General features: G+C 54.2%; 15 protein-coding genes. 10 read left to right on the plus strand and 5 right to left on the minus strand.

Annotated elements, in window-relative coordinates; translation table 11 throughout:
• Window positions 1–30 precede the first annotated feature (30 nt).
• Window positions 31–915 (minus strand): LysR family transcriptional regulator, encoded by an 885-nt coding sequence (locus SOJ49_RS06960; protein WP_369857510.1) that lies wholly within the window; start codon window positions 913–915, stop codon window positions 31–33.
• Between the two features lie 230 nt (window positions 916–1145).
• On the opposite strand from SOJ49_RS06960, the gene SOJ49_RS06965 reads away from it, so the two are divergent.
• Entirely contained in the window at window positions 1146–1625 is a 480-nt protein-coding gene (locus tag SOJ49_RS06965) for a YbaN family protein (RefSeq protein WP_369857511.1), read from the plus strand.
• 69 nt (window positions 1626–1694) lie between these two features.
• A complete protein-coding gene (locus SOJ49_RS06970; protein ID WP_369857512.1) occupies window positions 1695–2384 on the plus strand; it encodes a phosphatase PAP2 family protein in 690 nt (229 codons plus the stop codon).
• A 28-nt stretch (window positions 2385–2412) separates the two neighbouring features.
• Here SOJ49_RS06970 and SOJ49_RS06975 read toward each other — a convergent pair whose 3' ends face one another.
• On the minus strand, window positions 2413–2844 hold the full coding sequence (locus SOJ49_RS06975) for a ComEA family DNA-binding protein (RefSeq protein ID WP_369857513.1): 432 nt from the start codon (window positions 2842–2844) through the stop codon (window positions 2413–2415).
• Window positions 2845–2961: 117 nt separating this feature from the next.
• The gene (gene topA, locus SOJ49_RS06980; RefSeq protein WP_369857514.1) at window positions 2962–5625 is read right to left on the minus strand and encodes a type I DNA topoisomerase; all 2664 of its coding nucleotides are present in this window, start codon (window positions 5623–5625) and stop codon (window positions 2962–2964) included.
• A 298-nt stretch (window positions 5626–5923) separates the two neighbouring features.
• Between topA and SOJ49_RS06985 the strand changes: the two genes are divergently transcribed.
• From SOJ49_RS06985 to SOJ49_RS06995, 3 genes are all read left to right on the plus strand, one after another.
• The gene (locus SOJ49_RS06985; RefSeq protein WP_369857515.1) at window positions 5924–6070 is read left to right on the plus strand and encodes a hypothetical protein; all 147 of its coding nucleotides are present in this window, start codon (window positions 5924–5926) and stop codon (window positions 6068–6070) included.
• Window positions 6071–6214: 144 nt separating this feature from the next.
• A complete protein-coding gene (locus SOJ49_RS06990; protein WP_369857516.1) occupies window positions 6215–6994 on the plus strand; it encodes a hypothetical protein in 780 nt (259 codons plus the stop codon).
• A gap of 60 nt (window positions 6995–7054) precedes the next feature.
• Window positions 7055–7960 carry a hypothetical protein gene (locus SOJ49_RS06995; protein WP_369857517.1) on the plus strand — a complete coding sequence of 302 codons (906 nt, stop codon included), beginning with the start codon at window positions 7055–7057 and terminating at the stop codon, window positions 7958–7960.
• Window positions 7961–7966: 6 nt separating this feature from the next.
• Here SOJ49_RS06995 and SOJ49_RS07000 read toward each other — a convergent pair whose 3' ends face one another.
• Both SOJ49_RS07000 and SOJ49_RS07005 read right to left on the minus strand, forming a co-directional pair.
• A complete protein-coding gene (locus SOJ49_RS07000; RefSeq protein ID WP_369857518.1) occupies window positions 7967–8836 on the minus strand; it encodes a DUF1853 family protein in 870 nt (289 codons plus the stop codon).
• Window positions 8837–8942: 106 nt separating this feature from the next.
• Entirely contained in the window at window positions 8943–9089 is a 147-nt protein-coding gene (locus SOJ49_RS07005) for a hypothetical protein (protein WP_369857519.1), read from the minus strand.
• Window positions 9090–9254: 165 nt separating this feature from the next.
• On the opposite strand from SOJ49_RS07005, the gene SOJ49_RS07010 reads away from it, so the two are divergent.
• From SOJ49_RS07010 to SOJ49_RS07030, 5 genes are read left to right on the plus strand one after another with little or no spacing between them, the layout of a single operon-like run.
• Complete coding sequence (locus tag SOJ49_RS07010; RefSeq protein ID WP_369857520.1) at window positions 9255–10139, plus strand: NAD(+) kinase; 885 nt, start codon at window positions 9255–9257, stop codon at window positions 10137–10139.
• Between the two features lie 2 nt (window positions 10140–10141).
• A complete protein-coding gene (locus tag SOJ49_RS07015; RefSeq protein ID WP_369857521.1) occupies window positions 10142–11098 on the plus strand; it encodes a metallophosphoesterase in 957 nt (318 codons plus the stop codon).
• Entirely contained in the window at window positions 11098–11943 is an 846-nt protein-coding gene (locus SOJ49_RS07020; RefSeq protein ID WP_369857522.1) for a rhomboid family intramembrane serine protease, read from the plus strand. The genes SOJ49_RS07015 and SOJ49_RS07020 overlap by 1 nt, the downstream gene beginning before the upstream one ends.
• Window positions 11944–11964: 21 nt before the next feature.
• Window positions 11965–12228: a YeaC family protein gene (locus SOJ49_RS07025; protein ID WP_369857523.1), complete on the plus strand. Its 264-nt coding sequence runs from the start codon at window positions 11965–11967 to the stop codon at window positions 12226–12228.
• Between the two features lie 4 nt (window positions 12229–12232).
• A complete protein-coding gene (locus SOJ49_RS07030) occupies window positions 12233–13075 on the plus strand; it encodes a DUF2797 domain-containing protein (RefSeq protein ID WP_369857524.1) in 843 nt (280 codons plus the stop codon).
• Window positions 13076–13148 lie beyond the last annotated feature (73 nt).

Raw genomic sequence — 13148 nt, forward strand, 5'->3', positions numbered from 1 at the left:
TGATGGTAACTCCCTTGGTCGGGGTGGTACTCAGGGATTGTTTATGTAATCCGAGCAGAGTCCCAACAGCGACTGCAGGTAACGAGTAGCCGGGCCAGCACTGCCTGGATTGGCGACGATCAGGAACAGATCTTCGTAGCGGCTGCAATCGGTTGCCAGCGGTAATGGTTTGAGGATTCCCTGCTGCAAATCATGATCAATCCAGCTCAGTGGCAACCAGGCGTAACCCAGCCCCCGGCGGACGATGTTCAGGCTGGTGTAGGTATGGGACACCGTCCAGCGTTGGTGGGCACCCAGCCAGCCGGAGTCCTGGCGTTGGCGACTGCTGTCTCGCATCACAATTTGGCGATATTCGGTAATATCGTCGTAAGTCAGCTTGCGGCCTTGTTGCAGAGGGTGATCCGGGCTGCTGACGGCAACAAACTGTTCTCTGTGGATCAGTTGGCCTTGGTGACCAGAGGGCAGCACCGGAGTCACCAGCAGATCAATTTCCCCTCGTTCGAGCATGTCGTTGCCACCATTCATAACAAATTCGGTTAACTCAACCCGGGTGTCGGGAAAGTGACTGGAGAAGTCGTGCAACAGGCAAAAAAGCCGTTCATAAGGGAAAATCATATCCAGTGCGAGTCGTATGACAGGCTCGACACCTTGTTGCAAAATATCAGCCGCCTTGTCCATGCTTTCCGCCTGTTCCAGCAACCGGGTTGCCCGTTGCAGCATCACTTTACCGTGTTCTGTCAGCACCGCCTTGCGGCCTTCCACTTCCAGCAAGGTGATTCCCAATTGCTCCTGTAGTTTGTGCACGCCGTAGCTGATGGTGGACTGGCTTTTGAAAATGGCGTCGGCCGCCTGGGCGTAACCACCATGGTCAACTACTGCCTTGAACATGCGCCACTGTTCCAGTGTCGTTTTCATCGGAAATCCTGTTTGTTGCCAAGGGTATTTTGGGGATCACTGCGATTGGACTGTGCTGCAGGATGGTGTACCCGCTGCAAGGCTGCAGCCATTGTCCGGTGTGTGCAACGATGGGTCAATTTCAGTCGGTGCTTTGACGGTTCCCTCTAGCTTTACAGCAGAAGGGGCTTCCCTCTGGATGGCTAGAGCCAGCAGGCTATACTCAGGTTTTTATGACGGGGGCTGAACCCATGGCTGTTCCTGAATTGACCGAATCGTCTGTTAAAACACCAGATACAAGCCTGCGCCATCAGGTGGCTAATCCGCTATTGCGCTGGCTGCTGATGCTGTTGGGATGGTTGGCCGTGGCACTGGGAACAGCGGGGATTTTTCTGCCGGTTTTACCCACCACGCCATTTTTATTACTGGCGGCTGCCTGTTTTGTGCGGTGTTCGCCAACCTTCTATCGCTGGCTGATCGGGCATCCAACCTTGGGCAAGTACCTGCTTTATTACCTTGATGGTAAAGGCATGCCAATGAAAGCAAAGATTTATACCTTGTTGCTGATGTGGACGTCACTGCTGGTGACTGCTTTCGTATTACTGAGCTCATTGGCCCCAAAAGTGGTGTTGCCGCTGATTGGACTGGGAGTCAGCTGGTACATTTTGCATTTGCCGACTCTGACCCTGGTGACCGAGCCAGGGGGTACTGCCGAGGATTCGCCGGAGTGATTTGATGGCTTTTGCGTTGTGGTTGCCGCTATGCTTTGCGCCGCATTTATCTGTTTGAGGTGGTAAAACGTGTTTTTTCTGAAACAGCATGTCGACTGGTTGCTTTTTCTATTGCTGGTTCTGCTCTTTTGGCTTTGGCCGGGGCTGGATCTTGCTGTCAGCCATTGGTTTTACGATAGTGATTCAGCCAGCTGGCCTTATCGCGACAGTCCACTCAATCTCGCGGTGTATGGTTTGTTTCGGTATCTGCCTTATGCTCTGGTACCCCTGTTGTTGATGGGGCTGGGATTAACTTTCTGGTCACATGGGCTGCCCTCCAGTCAGCGGCGGGTATGGCTGTTTTTACTGCTGACCCTATTGATAGGGCCTGGTCTGCTGGTGCATTCGGTGTTCAAGGAGGGTTTCGAGCGACCGCGCCCGAAACAGGTGGTCGAATTTGGTGGCGAAAGTGGATTCAGTCCGGCATTTGTTATCGCTGATCAATGCCATGGCAAGTGCCGTTCGTTTGTCAGTGGTCATTCGGCGATGGGATTCTGGTTGATGGTGTTTGCCTGGTGGACCCGGCGCCGGGTCTGGTTGTGGCTCGGTATTGCGGTGGGGGCGGGGGTCAGTCTGGTGAGAATAACCCAGGGCGGGCATTTCCTCAGTGATACCTTGTTTGCCGGATTTATCTGTTATTTCATCTATCGCCTGCTCAGCTTCTGGGTGTTGGGGCATAGCCGGATTGGTATGTCTGATACAACACGGGGTACTGCTTGATCCCCGTTTGTTGTGCAGCCAGACGGGGTTACTTGGTCGTAACCAGCCAGCGGTTTTTTTCTATCGTGGCAGAGCCGATACCACGCACCTGAGCCAGGTCTTCGACAGTGGCAAAGGGGCCATTTTCCTGCCGGTAGCGCACAATCGCCTCAGCCTTGGCTGCGCCGATCCCGGTCATGCGGGTCAATTCAGCCACATTGGCGGTATTGATATTGATCTTGCTGGTGGTTGTGGCTTTCTCTGTGGTTGTTTCAATGGCGTTTGTGGTTTTGGCTGGGGAATCGTTGGCTGCCAGTACGATGGGCGTCTGCAGGGGCTGTTGTGGTGGTTGCAGTGTTACCGAGAGATCAGCGTTGGGTGTGACGGCAGTGCTGGAGGACTGGCTATTGGCGGGTTCGCTGCAGGCAACGGACGACAGGGCCATCAGCAGGGTAATCATGGCGGGTTTGAATGATTGCATTTCAACATCTCCTTGTTGGCTGGAAAGGTGAAGTTAGCAATCAAACAAAGAAATTTGAATCCGGCAAAACTCCTAGATCGAGAGTTTGCCGGTTCAGTCTAAAGTGTGAAGCAGCGACTATTTTTCAGCGGCTTTTGTCGTCTTTTTGGCTGGGCTTTTTTTCTTGTTTTCCTCAGTCCATTTTCCGTCTGTGTACCAGGCTGACCAACCCGTGGCCTTACCTTCCACTTCTGACATCACGTATTGTTCTTTGCTTTTGCGACTGTAACGAATGACGGCAGGATTGTTGTCCTTGTCGGTTCGTGGTGCATCCAGCAGGTAATGATATTTTTGCGGCAGTTCGGCCTGGTGGGCTAGCAGTTCTTGTACTTGCGGTGGACGGGTTTCGCGGTTTTTCGGAAACTGGCTAGCGGCCAGGAACAAGCCGGAGGCGCCATCACGCAAGACGTAGGTATCGTCTACTTTCTGACACTGCAGCTCCGGCATTGGAATCGGATCCATTTTGGGTGGTGCGGCTTCGCCACTTTTCAGTAGCTTGCGGGTATTTTTACATTCGCTGTTGGTGCAGCCAAAGTATTTGCCGAAGCGACCCGATTTGAGCTGCATTTCGCTACCGCACTTGTCGCAATCGAGCGTGGGGCCGTCATAGCCTTTGATTTTGAACTGGCCACTTTCAACCTCAAAGCCGCTGCAATCCGGGTTGTTGCCACAAATGTGTACCTTGCGCTGTTCGTCCAGCAGATAACTGTCCATGGCGCTGTCACAGATCGGGCAGCGGCGTTTTTCCATCAGCCGACGGCTTTCCGCTTCTTCGTCTTCATCGGCGGAGATGGCTTCTTCGCCAGGAATCAGGTTCAAGGTTTGGGTACAGCGTTCCTTAGGGGGCAATGAATAGCCAGAGCAGCCGAGGAATACGCCGGTGGAGCCGGTGCGGATTTGCATATGGCGGCCACAGGTCGGGCAGGGGATGTCGGTATCGACCGGGGTATTCGGACGCATACCGCCATCTTCACCGGCACTGTCCAGTTTTTTCTGGAAGCCGCCGTAAAAATTATCCAGTACCTCAGTCCAGTTGCTGTCACCGTCGGCAATATGGTCGAGTTTTTCTTCCATGCTGGCGGTAAAACCAAAGTCCATCAGGTCGTCGAAGTTTTCAACCAGGCGGCTGGTAACAATGTCGCCCATCTTTTCAGCGTAAAAACGACGTCCCATAAGGCTGACATAGCCACGTTCCTGAATGGTGGAAATAATCGAGGCGTAGGTCGACGGTCGGCCAATACCCCGCTTTTCGAGTTCTTTTACCAGTGCGGCTTCAGAGAAACGCGGTGAGGGTTTGGTGAAATGCTGTTTGGGTTCCAACTCAACGAGATTGAGGTGATCACCTTCGGTGACGTCTGGCAACAACACGTCATCATCCTTGCCACCGCCGGAGGTCAGTACTCGCAGATGACCATCAAAGCGGATCACTCGGCCTCGGGTTTTTAATTCAAAGTCGCCGGCGCTGGTGGTAATGCTGGTACTGGTGAATTTTGCATCGGCGGTTTGGCAAGCCACAAAGCGGCGCCAGATCAGGTCGTAAAGACGCTGGGCATCCGGCTCCATGCTGCTGAGATCGGCGGCACGTAATGCGACATCAGAAACCCGAATGGCTTCATGCGCTTCCTGTGCCCCTTCCTTGCTGCTGTAGATTCTGGGTTGTTCTGGCAGGTATTCATTACCGAGCTTGTCCTGAATGTAGTCGCGCACACTGGCAACGGCATCCTGACTGAGGTTGGTGGAGTCGGTACGCATGTAGGTAATGTAACCGGCTTCGTACAGACGTTGGGCCAGCGTCATGGTTTTTTTAACGCTGAAACCCATGCGGGTACTGGCGGCCTGCTGCAACGTTGACGTAATAAACGGCGCAGCCGGTTTGGAGCTGGTGGGTTTGTCTTCGCGTTTGCTGACCGAGAAGGGCAGCTGGCGCAGCTGGTCCACCAAAATGGTGGTATCGGCTTCGTTGGTCGGGCGGAATTCCTTGCCTTGATATTTGACCAACTGCGCACGTAGCACTTCACCGGCGTCGGTGCTGAGGTTGGCAAAGGCTTCCCAGTATTCTTCCGGAATAAAGGCGCGGATTTCGCGTTCGCGTTCAACAATCAGGCGTACGGCAACGGATTGAACCCGTCCGGCCGACAGGCCACGGGCAATTTTGCTCCACAGCAAGGGCGACAGCATGAAACCCACTACGCGGTCGAGAAAACGTCGTGCCTGTTGGGCATTGACGCGATTCATGTTCAGGTCGGAAGGCTGTTCAAACGCTTTCTGAATGGCTTTTTTGGTGATTTCGTTAAACACCACGCGACGGTACTGCTTGTCTTCACCGCCAATAATCTCACGAAGGTGCCAGGCGATGGCTTCTCCCTCGCGGTCCAAATCCGTCGCCAGATAGACCTGGTCGGCATCCTTGGCCAGACGCTTCAGTTCGTCGACGACTTTTTCCTTGCCAGGCAATATCTGATAATGGGCTTTCCAGCCATGCTCGGGGTCGATCCCCATGCGATTAATCAGTTGCTCTTTGGCTTTGCGGGTTTTGTAGACCGCTTTTTCTTCCGGCGACATCTTGCGAGTCAGGGCGGCCTGTTTGGCGCGCTCTTTCGGATCGCTTGTCGATGCGGAACCGGATGTAGGCAAATCGCGCACATGGCCGATACTGGACTTGACGATAAAGTCCTTACCCAAGTACTTATTGATGGTTTTCGCCTTGGCAGGCGATTCCACAATTACCAGCGATCTGCCCATATTCTCCGCTTTACCCTTAAAAAACGTGTTAACTCATCCCAGTAGTCGCGACACTTTATAGGTAGACCCCAGGGTCTGGTCAAGCCTGAAGCAAGGAACTTCTCTACATAATCCATTCTCAGTGGCTGAGAGTGGGACAGATTCGCAGGTAAAATATCGTTTTTTTGCCCGGTCTGTGGAAGATGGATACCCAGGTGTTTCCTGCAGCCTGGCCAATCGTTGCTAGACTGAAGGGAACATCTATTTAATCCTGCACGGCTCTGCGCGAGTGTTGCCGTTGTTCAGGGCAAGGCGGCGAATGCAGCGAAATGACGCGTCCTTTTCACATTCGTCAACACCGCACTGGACGGCGGCAACCCGCGCCCTGCGGGGGCTGCCGGATGGTCTCGACTCGGTGTCGCCGACGTTTGACTTGACCCGTCAGGCCTGCAAGTCGGCTTCGTGATTCGAAACCATCCGCTAGCCCAGAGTGAGCACCGGATTAAATATATGTCCCCTGAAGGTCACGCTGGCAGGTTGTATTATTGACAAGATCCGGCTTTGCTTTTATTTCACTTCCCACCGCCGTGGGGCCGGAGGTTGGTTTCAGATGTCTGCGATTGGAATGGTCATTGCGCTTGCACTGCCGATAGCTCTGTTGATGTTGGGAATGGTGTTTTACGGTCGGCATCAGCAGAAGCAGCAGTCGAAACGGATGCAAGCCCGTCTGATTGCCAGCAGGGCAGAAGAATTGCAAGAAGCGCTGGAATTTCTGATGGTGGTGGACAACCTTCAAGAGCTGCAGCTGTTGGTGCTGGAACGGGTCGAACAGCTGTATCAGCTGGCGCGTGAAACCCGGCCAGAGGGCAAGGTTCAAGTTGACTCTGAGGCACTGCCACCAGTTGATATCGAATCCCTGCGACATAAGATACTGGAGAACAAGGAACCCAGAATTGTACTCAAGAGTGATCGTGAAATCCGCTTTGCCAAACAGCAGTTCAGCCGAGTGTTGAAAGCACTGGGGGCGATGGCGAAGCGCAAACAGATATCGGCCACCACGTTGAACGAATATCGTCGTTATTTACGGCTGACGTTGCTGGAGCGGGAGGTCGATACCTTTACTGCCCAGGGAGATGTGGCGGCAGAGCGTGGCGATGTGGTTACCGCCAGTGGCTACTACAAGGCAGCACGCAAGTTGTTGATTGAATTTGATTTGCAGTACCCGGAAAAAAACGAACGTATCCGGGACTTGTCGGAACGTACCAATGCCCTCTTTAATGGCGGGCTGATAAAAGAAGATAAATTGTCGCAAGCACTGTCCCGTGAAGCGGATGTTGAGCGAGACCCTCACGGAATTCCGTCGGATCCGGAGGAAAAACGCAAATATTGAGGGTGGTTTTTACTGGTGTTTTTCTCCCGCACGGATTGTCTCACGGCTGTTGAATCATTTTTGTCTCTGTGTCGCTGCCTGAACGTTGAGCCTTTTCCGGAGATTGCCGGAATGGATGTCTCCGGGGTTGCTGTATTGCGGCTGGATCGTATTCATCCGGTACTGTCGGGCAATAAACTGTTCAAACTCTTGTGTCACTGGCAGCCCTGGCAGGCGAGTCGCCAGCCTGGCTGGATTACTCCAGGCGGTGTCTGGTCTAATCACCTGCATGCGGTGGCTTTTCTGGGGCAGCGCCTGGGAATACCAACTACCGGCCTGATCCGTGGTTATGAACATCTGCCGCTGACCGCAACCCTGCAGGATTGCGCCGACTGGGGTATGCAGTTGGTCTTTCTGTCCAAAGTTGAATACCGGCAACGCTATCACCAGGCTTGGCAGCGTCATTGGTCACGCGTGACAGACAGCTATTTTATGGGTGAAGGCGGTGCTTTATTGACTGCTAGAGAGACGCTGGCCGTTCTGGAGAACGGCAAAGATCCTGGTGGGCAGGCGTTTGATGAGCTTGCCAGGGTTTGCAGCCGATATGATCAGGTCTGGCTGGCCGTTGGCAGCGGCACAACCGCAGCACATCTGCTGCCGCGTTTGCCGCCGCATGTGGTGCTGATGGCGGTGAATACTGTGGCTGATGACGGTGCTATGGAACGGCGTTGGCAGCAAGAGTTCGCTGACAGGCAATGGCAGCTTGTTGCCTCTGTGGCGCGCCGGTTCGGGGCGCAATCCGACGTGTTGCGGGAACGTATTCTTGCTTTCGATCAGCAGGGTTTGCCGCTTGACCCTGTGTATGGCGTTGCTCTGGTAGAGACTTTTTTGCAGCAGCGGTCACTCTGGCAGGGCAAATCCGTGTTGCTGATTCATGGTGGTGGTTTGCAGGGACGACGGGGTATCGGCTTGGACATTGACTGCTGAGCAAAATCAGTCTGGCCAACGATCCGCAACCACCATCCAGCGTTGCTGTTCGGCCCATTGCTGCTGCCCGGTTGACTGTTGCTGCAGCGGTTTTACCCGAGCAAGGCAGAGCGGAACCTGCAAGTGACGAAAATGGCAGCCAAGCAGCTGGATGACATCGGCAGCACTGGCAGCAACTGGCGACAGTACCGGGCTGAGCCATTCGTCTCTCGCTAAAATTACCCAGAAACCTTCGGTGATATGGTTCGGCACGGCACTGGCGTGACACCAGCGGCCTTGCCAATGCTGTCGATTGACTTCTTGCGGAAGTTGCGCCGTAACGGTGCTGTCGGCAGGATAAAACAGACAGCCGCGAAACACCGCTTCGGAGTCTGTGGGGTGCCAGCCCATTGCTGCCAGCTGCTGCTGTGCTTCAGCCTGGCGAGACAGCGGCAGCTGTTGTTCACGGGTATGACGTATTTTGTTGGCCAGTCGATCACGCCGATTGGGGCCGATCCAGTCGTTGCCGATGCCAAGATAAAACTTCAGCGCCAGTTCAATATGGCAGTGCTGCTCACCAGTATCGATCAGCAAATCAAGCTCACCTAATGTACGGCCATACTGGGAAATCTGGATGTTGGCGTCCCAGCGCCAGTCGCTGTGTTGTAACCATTCGTGCCAGAGCGACTCGAATATCAGGCCCAGACGACTGTGTTTGGAGTGCTTGATACGCTGCCAACTGGCAGGCGAACCGGCTTGCTGCTGCAGCTGGGGAAACCATTGTGGCTGTGCGGCTGACCAGGAGCAGTCGAGCAACGATGGTGACGTCAGCGCCCATGTCAGATCACGCAGATGCTTGTCAGTCAGTTGGAAAAAGGGGTCGTCAGGCGTTTGCATGCGTCAGGTCAACAAGCCTTTTGGTAGTTGCTGTGATATAAATCGCGCACTTTAGGGGACATCTATTTAATCCGGTGCTCACTCTGGGCTAGCGGATGGTGTCGAATCACGAAGCCGACTTGCAGGCCTGACGGGTCAAGTCAAACGTCGGCGACACAGAGTCGAGATCATCCGGCAGCCCCCGCAGGGCGCAGGTTGCCGCCGTCCAGTGCGGTGTTGACGAATGTGAAAAGGACGCGTCCTTTCGCTGCATTCGCTGCCTTGCCCTGAACAACGGCAATACTCGCGCAGAGCCGTGCAGGATTAAATAGATGTCCCCTTTACATTCCCGACACTGGCAGTATCAGCTTGGCAGGATTGGGTACCATAACAGCGCCGGGTACAGGCCGCATCGATAACAACGACTTGGGTTAGGGTGATGGAAGAATTCCGCAATATAGGCCTGATTGGCCGCCTGAACAGTAACAAGGTCATTGAAACCGTCAAGCGATTGTCCCGCTTTCTGACCGATGAAGGGTACTACGTCATTCTGGACGATCGTATTGCCGAGGTGATTCCTGGTCACAATATGCAGGTCAGCAAGGTTAATCTGCTGGGTGAGATTTGTGATCTGGTGATTGTTGTCGGCGGCGATGGCAGTTTGCTGGGTGCTGCCCGTGCATTAGCCAAATATCATATTCCGGTGTTGGGGATTAACCGTGGGCGTCTCGGTTTTCTTACCGACATCAGTCCGGACGAAGGCATGTGCGATGAGGTGCTGGCCGTTTTACAGGGCGAGTACACCAGCGAATTGCGCTTTTTGCTGGATGCCGAGGTCAAGCGCGATGGTAATCCGATTGGTGCCGCCGCTGCCCTGAATGACGTGGTATTACATCCGGGCAAGTCGGCCAGAATGATTGCCTTCGATCTGTATATTGAAGGGCAGTATGTATACAACCTGCGTTCGGATGGCCTGATTGTCTCGACGCCAACCGGCTCTACGGCTTATTCGTTGTCGGGAGGCGGGCCGATCATGCATCCCAAGTTGGATGCCCTGGTGCTGGTGCCGATGTTTCCTCATACCTTGTCGAGTCGGCCGATTGTGGTGGATGGCAAAAGCGAAATCAAAATCCATGTTGATGGCGACCTGGATATTTACCCGACGCTCAGCTGTGATGGCCAGACCCATATTCCATGCGCGCCGGGCGATACCATTACCATTCGCAAAAAAGCGCACAAGCTGAAGTTGATTCACCCCAAAGGGCATAATTTCTACGAAATCTGCCGCACCAAACTGGGCTGGAGCAGTAACCTTGGAGACTGAACATGCATCAGGGATATGACCTGATCGGCGATATACACGGCTGTGGGCAGACCCTCGTAACTTTGCTTGAGCAAATGGGCTACCGCAAGCAGCACGGTGTTTATCGTCACAATAACCGCAAGGCAGTCTTTGTTGGTGATGTGGTTGATCGTGGCCCGCACATCCGCCTGGCCTGCGAAATTGTCAAGAACATGGTCGATGCCGGTGAAGCAGAAATGCTGATGGGGAATCATGAATACAATCTGATTACCTATTGCACCAAAGCACCGGCCGGTATGCGTCAGCCGTTTTTACGCGAGCATACCCGTCGTAATACCCGCATCGTCGAAGCCACCATGGAGCAGTTTGCCAATTATCCACAAGAGTTGAACGAAATGCTCGACTGGTTTCTGGAACGGCCGCTGTTTGCCGAATACGACCATTTTCGTGTGGTGCATGCCTGTTGGGACAGCGACATGATTGCGGAATATATTGCCCGCTATGGTGGTAACCAGCTGGATCGTGATTTGCTGGTGGAATCGGTTGATACGTCCAGTTTCTTGCATCAGTTCCTGGATCGGATGCTGCGCGGTACATCGCTGAAATTACCGCAAGGACGTTCCATGACCGCCAAGGATGGTTTTGTGAGGCAGTTTTTTCGCACCAAATTCTGGGAGCATGAACCGAGTCGCTACAGTGATGTCCTTTTTCAACCGGATCCACTGCCAGATGACCTGCAGCATTCGCTGCTGAGTGACGCGGAAAAACGTCAGCTGTTGTTTTACAGTGCTGAGGAAAAGCCGCTGTTTTTTGGTCATTACTGGATGGCAGGTATCCCCTCGCCGTTAAGCAGCAACCTGGCCTGCATTGATTACAGTGCGGTCAAATATGGCCGCCTGGTTGCTTACCGCATGGATACCGAACATCAATTGCAACCCAGTAAATTTACCTGGGTCAGAGTGGAAAAAAACGAGCGCTGATGGAAGCTTTGCTGGTACTGGTAGCAGGCGCGACGGTCGACCTGTCGCCGATCACACAACAATTATGGGCACATCGTATCGCTCATCGGGTAGTGATGGTGGATGGCCAGCAGCACATCTATCTGGCTAATCCGGCCGATATTCCCCAGGTTCGGGCCTGGGTCGAACAGTGGCGGGAAGGTCAGTTGGATGCCCCAGAAATCGAGCCGGTGAGCACCCGGCCGCTGGTGTCGCTGATTCTGATGTTAACCAGAATTCCGGTGACACTGGGTGTTTCTGTGCTGTTGGTGCTGATCTTTGGCTGGATGCAGCTATCCACCGACTGGTTGCCTTGGGTTCGGCCGGGAGATGGCCTCTGGCCGGATCAGCGGCTGAATTTTGCCGCTTATCTGGATATCGGGCTATTAGCCTGGCTCAAGCCGTTACTGGTGCATTTTTCGCTGATGCATCTGGTGTTTAACGGCATGTGGTGGTGGATTCTTGGTCGTAATGTCGAGCAGCACGATGGTTCGCGGATGTTGCTGTTGTTGACGCTGCTTACCGGGCTGGTGGGCAATGTGGCGCAATGGTGGTATAGCGGCCCCGGCTTTGGCGGGTTGTCTGGTGTGACTCTGGGGCTATTGGGCTGGATTGGCTGGCGCCAGTATCAACGCAAGATAGCGTACTCCGTGCCACCCATGTTATTGCCGGTGATGGCCGGTTGGCTGCTGCTGACCATGATGGGGGACACTCTGGTACCGGGTCTGACCGGTATCGCCCATGGTGCTCATCTGGGTGGGCTGATCTCCGGTATGTTGCTGGCGACCGTGTGGCCAGCCCGGCGACCTGCAACGCCCAATACGTAAAAAATTGTCTGGAGGTAACCTATGACCTTGCAAGATCTGATTCAGTCCCTGACGCCGGACGTCTATGAAAACCTGAAAAATGCCGTGGCGCTGGGCAAATGGCCTAATGGCATTGCCTTGCAGCAAGGCCAGCGCGAGCTGTGCCTGGAAGCGATTCTGCATTATGAAATAACCCACCAGGTACCAGCCGATCAGCGGGTCGGTTATGTCGGTGGCGCCTGTGCCAGCGGCAATGTGGATATTATTGGGCGCGATGACAACGTTCAGCCGCTGACACTGCAATAGCGGCATGACAGACAGCTACAATGGCAGCCTCAGCAAGATGACCGCGACCGCCGATGCCGAAGGGCAAGTGGCTTATCAGCTGTCACTGGGGCGCGACCAGATCGATATGAACGCCTGGCTGGGGCAGCGTCTGGCGCTGAACTGGAACGGTACGATTCATTGTTGTGCTTGCGGCCGCCACACCCGTAAAAGTTTCAGTCAGGGGTATTGTTATCCGTGTTTCAGCAAGCTGGCGCAATGCGATCGTTGCATGATGAGTCCGGAAACATGCCATTTTCACCTCGGTACCTGCCGTGAGCCGGAGTGGGCGGAGCAGGTCTGCTTTCAGCCCCATTACGTCTATTTGGCCAATTCTTCCGGTATCAAGGTAGGCATTACCCGTGCCGGTCAGCTGCCAACCCGTTGGCTGGATCAAGGTGCTGTGCAGGGGATAGCGATTGCAAAAGTAGCCAGTCGGCGGGTGTCTGGCGTGCTGGAAGATCTGCTGCGTCAGCGGGTGGCCGACAAGACCAACTGGCGGACGATGCTGAAAGGTCAGAACCCCTTGCTGGATCTGGCATCTGAACGCGACGCCCTGTTTGATGAATTTGACCGTCGTATCCTTGGGCTGGCCGAGCAGTTTGGCGAACACGCCATTGAATGGTTATCCGCTGATGCCACACTGTCGCAAAGATTTCATTACCCTGTGCTGGAATACCCGACCAAGGTAACCAGCCACAATCTGGACAAGACACCAGACGTGCAGGGCCGGCTGCTCGGCATCAAGGGGCAGTATCTGATGCTGGATAGCGGCGTCATCAACCTGCGCAAATACACCAGTTATCAGATCACTCTGACTAAATATTGACGCGATCTGACTAATACTCCTGCTCGATAACAACGACCGTTTTATGATCAGATGGTCAGGGTTGCAGAGAGAA

The sequence above is a fragment of the Candidatus Thalassolituus haligoni genome, assembly GCF_041222825.1.
Lineage (GTDB): Bacteria > Pseudomonadota > Gammaproteobacteria > Pseudomonadales > Oceanobacteraceae > Oceanobacter > Oceanobacter antarcticus.

Excerpts from the sequence above, each read along its gene's own strand:
- SOJ49_RS06960 (WP_369857510.1), bottom strand. The coding sequence starts at position 915 with ATGAAAACGACACTGGAACAGTGGCGCATGTTCAAGGCAGTAGTTGAC.
- SOJ49_RS06965 (WP_369857511.1), top strand. The coding sequence starts at position 1,146 with ATGGCTGTTCCTGAATTGACCGAATCGTCTGTTAAAACACCAGATACA.
- SOJ49_RS06975 (WP_369857513.1), bottom strand. The coding sequence starts at position 2,844 with ATGCAATCATTCAAACCCGCCATGATTACCCTGCTGATGGCCCTGTCG.
- topA (WP_369857514.1), bottom strand. The coding sequence starts at position 5,625 with ATGGGCAGATCGCTGGTAATTGTGGAATCGCCTGCCAAGGCGAAAACC.
- SOJ49_RS06985 (WP_369857515.1), top strand. The coding sequence starts at position 5,924 with ATGCAGCGAAATGACGCGTCCTTTTCACATTCGTCAACACCGCACTGG.
- SOJ49_RS06990 (WP_369857516.1), top strand. The coding sequence starts at position 6,215 with ATGTCTGCGATTGGAATGGTCATTGCGCTTGCACTGCCGATAGCTCTG.
- SOJ49_RS07000 (WP_369857518.1), bottom strand. The coding sequence starts at position 8,836 with ATGCAAACGCCTGACGACCCCTTTTTCCAACTGACTGACAAGCATCTG.
- SOJ49_RS07005 (WP_369857519.1), bottom strand. The coding sequence starts at position 9,089 with ATGCAGCGAAAGGACGCGTCCTTTTCACATTCGTCAACACCGCACTGG.
- SOJ49_RS07010 (WP_369857520.1), top strand. The coding sequence starts at position 9,255 with ATGGAAGAATTCCGCAATATAGGCCTGATTGGCCGCCTGAACAGTAAC.
- SOJ49_RS07015 (WP_369857521.1), top strand. The coding sequence starts at position 10,142 with ATGCATCAGGGATATGACCTGATCGGCGATATACACGGCTGTGGGCAG.
- SOJ49_RS07020 (WP_369857522.1), top strand. The coding sequence starts at position 11,098 with ATGGAAGCTTTGCTGGTACTGGTAGCAGGCGCGACGGTCGACCTGTCG.
- SOJ49_RS07025 (WP_369857523.1), top strand. The coding sequence starts at position 11,965 with ATGACCTTGCAAGATCTGATTCAGTCCCTGACGCCGGACGTCTATGAA.
- SOJ49_RS07030 (WP_369857524.1), top strand. The coding sequence starts at position 12,233 with ATGACAGACAGCTACAATGGCAGCCTCAGCAAGATGACCGCGACCGCC.